The 934-nt window shown below is 44.6% G+C and carries 1 protein-coding gene; it reads left to right on the top strand.

Annotated elements, in window-relative coordinates; all coding sequences use genetic code 11:
- Window positions 1-299: 299 nt before the first annotated feature.
- A complete protein-coding gene (locus CSQ88_RS22495) occupies window positions 300-728 on the top strand; it encodes a hypothetical protein (protein WP_099400270.1) in 429 nt (142 codons plus the stop codon).
- Window positions 729-934 lie beyond the last annotated feature (206 nt).

The raw sequence follows: 934 nt of genomic DNA, 5'->3' as shown, positions 1-934 counted from the left end.
GAGCCACGCGCAGTAGCCACTCCCCGCGCCGCGTCTGCAAATCCCCCATAAATCCTCCTGCTTGATAAAAACCTCAGCATGACGAAAAAAGGAAAGGGCGTTTAGATGGGAGGGCTAGGCGCTTACGTTTGATTTATCGACCTTCTCCTTCCTGAGCGATTTGCCTTCTAACAACGTCTGCAGCGGTGTCCTGCCGCAGCACATTTTCCCTTGATGCGTACGCTGGCGGTTGTAGAAGAAGATGTCAATTTATGCAACAAAGCCAACGACAACTAAAAAATAACATTTGAGTGAAATTTATGATCAATAAACATTTATATATAATGGTAGCAACAGTACCATTATTATTTACTAGCGGTATTTTGCAGGCTCAACCTCCAAGTTTTGTATACAGGAGTACATTAACGCCGCCTGAAACGGTGTTTCGTGATGGATTTAAAAGCCCAGGAAAAAATAATGATTTATATGATCACACTAATGGCTCATCTTGTAAAAAACAAGAAACAGCTTTTGTAGCAACAAGTCGTAGTCAGGATTTTGTCCGACAACACTGGGCTGCCGATGGACTATGGATGACGCCCGTAACAGAACAACAGCAAATTTATTCTTATCGAATTAGAGCTACGGGAAATTTCTACAGCGTTTATGATTCATTAGTAGCCCATGAGAATTCCGTCTACAGAAACGTTGGGGAACGCTTTAGACACCAGGAGGAATGGGTTCGGTAATTGTCAAAGTAGTTGAGATATTTTTACGATTTAAGCTGCCTGTAATTCCTCGCTTGTTTTAGGCTCAATGACCCGATCCGGGTTCAATTGCACTTCATCTTGCCAGCTCCAGTTCCGAGTCGCATTACGCCACCGTTCTGGACGTGCCAAGCGGGCGGCTTGGTAGACGGCATGGCGTTTTTCTAACAGCGCTTTGTCCTGCCCTT

Source organism: Iodobacter sp. BJB302 (genome assembly GCF_002735645.1).
Classification (GTDB): domain Bacteria; phylum Pseudomonadota; class Gammaproteobacteria; order Burkholderiales; family Chitinibacteraceae; genus Iodobacter.
This window is presented reverse-complemented; position numbering and strand designations above follow the sequence as displayed.

Bases quoted from the DNA above. Each gene is read 5' to 3' on its own strand.
- CSQ88_RS22495 (WP_099400270.1), top strand. From the start codon at position 300: ATGATCAATAAACATTTATATATAATGGTAGCAACAGTACCATTATTA.